This window comes from Microbacterium sp. Bi128, assembly GCF_918698205.1.
Map to the genome: position 1 here is coordinate 1 of NZ_CAKKMM010000967.1, position 1,961 is coordinate 1,961.

1 protein-coding gene and 1 pseudogene are annotated in these 1,961 nt (G+C 65.1%); one reads left to right on the forward strand and one right to left on the reverse strand.

The features are described 5' to 3' along the window. Positions 1-1,401, reverse strand: a 1,401-nt coding sequence (locus tag LQV45_RS28640) for a ferric reductase-like transmembrane domain-containing protein (protein ID WP_230010373.1), incomplete at its 3' end; no start/stop codon positions are given. 361 nt (positions 1,402-1,762) lie between these two features. Here LQV45_RS28640 and LQV45_RS28645 point away from each other — a divergent pair. Beyond that, positions 1,763-1,961: pseudogene (locus LQV45_RS28645) on the forward strand (hypothetical protein); the annotation flags it as partial.

Here is a 1,961-nt window from a genome sequence, read left to right on the forward strand (position 1 = left end):
GCCGGCTGCGCGGGCGTCTTCAAGCACGTTGTCTGCCCAGGCGGAGGGGCCGCAGACGTACACGTCGGCGTCGGCGATCTTCGGGTCATAACTGGCAAGCCGGTGGCCGGCACGGGCGGCGTGCTCCGGAAGCCAGGTCTGGATGCCGGCCGGGCGGGAGCCGGTCAAGTGGAAGAGCGTGGCGCCGCGGCGCCGGCAGAGATCGAGGATCTCCTCGCCCAGGTAGAGCTCGGATTCACTGTGGCCGCGGAGGATGACAGTGGCGTTGCCGGGCTGGAATGGCGTGCTCTCCAGCAGGGCACGAACCGGCGTGATGCCAATTCCGGCTCCCACCATGACCACATGGGTGCGGCTCCGCGCGGACGTGCTGAACAGCCCGTACGGTCCCTCCACTGCCACCTTGGTGCCGGGCTTCAGCGACGCCAGCTGGGATGACCCCTTGCCCAGGTTGCGGACAGTGATCCTCAGCGTGCCCTGGCCGGCGGCGTCGAAGTGGACAGGTTCGGCGGACAGACTGAACGGATGCGGATGCCACCACAGGCCGGGAGCCAGGAACCGCCAGATAAAGAACCGGCCGCCACTGCCTGCCAGCTCGTCCAGTCGAAGGCCGGACATCTCAATGCTGACCACCCCGGGGGCTACCCGCACCACGCGCTTGACGGTCAACTGGTGCCTGAATGTTGCCACCACAGGCTGGACCACCCGGTAGTAGAGGAGCGCGGCGCCGGTCGCGATGCAGAGGGCCAGCCAGTACCAGCGCTGCCAGGTTCCCTCGGCAAAGAGAGCGCCCACGCTGAACTGGTGGGGGAGCGAGGTCAGGACGGCCGCGTATGTCAGGAGGTGGACGGCGTACCAGAATTCGTAAGGGAACCGACGTCGGACGGCTACCAGGGAGGTGACGACGACGGCGATGAACAGGAGCATGGAAATGTAGGCCAGCCACATGTCAGGCACAAGGACCCAGAGGGCAACCGACTCGCTGACGGGGTCCAGCCCTTCCGCCATGCCGTAGCCGATCGCAATGAGGACTCCGTGCGCCAGCAGCAGGTATAGGGCCGGTTTGCCCAGCTTGCGGTGAAACTCAAGGGCGCGGTCGTGGCCGACTGTCTGGTCGATGAGTGGGATTCGGGCCGCCAGCAGCAGCATGAGAAGCACCAGGTCCATGCCGGCGAGGCCGGCTACAATCCCCAGCGCGGTGAAGGAACCGGCTGGAGTCGAGAAGCCGGCCATTCCGCCGTCGGCCAGCCACAAGGCGACCGCGCCGGCCAGCGACGTCCAGAAAAGGACCGTCAGCAGATCCGCTCTTAGCAACCGCCGGCGGTACTGCGCCCTGAAGGGGTTCACAGCGCCGCCGGAGCTGCGGCGAATCCCGGGACGGTTCGTCAGAAGTTGTGTGTTCATGGATCCAGAATTGCCCCCCTGCCTATCATTTCGCTGTGAAAAGCCTTCGTCGGGCATATGACTCGGGAGGGCACCGGCCCGACGCCTGCACTGGCTGTGGGGCGCTACCCTATACACCATTCAGCGCCGGATTGGTCTTTAAATCGCCGAACTCGTAGACTTGGTAGGCGCTAGGTGGCGCGGAGCGTGCGCAATTGCTCCGGTTGGCAGGACCCGTCTGAAAAATCGACGGTCCTGGAGGCCGGTAGTTAGGGGCTCAAGTTGCGCGCATTCCTGTATTCGCCCAGCATCCCGGCACTTCGCAATGACGGTCCAACAGATCGCCGGCGCCAGGTGCCCGTGGCCCACAATCTTCGCCGCAGTGAGGAAGCAGACGGTTTGTGCCGTCTGCCTGAATCCCGCGGACAACGACGGTTGGGGGAGGGAGCCGGATGCGGACGCCGCCCAACGCACGGTCAACGGGAACTCCGTTAGCCGTTTCATTTATTTTCTGAGGAGAGTCGTCATGGCAGCACACTGCCAGGTGACCGGAGCCGAGCCGGGCTTTGGACACAGCATTT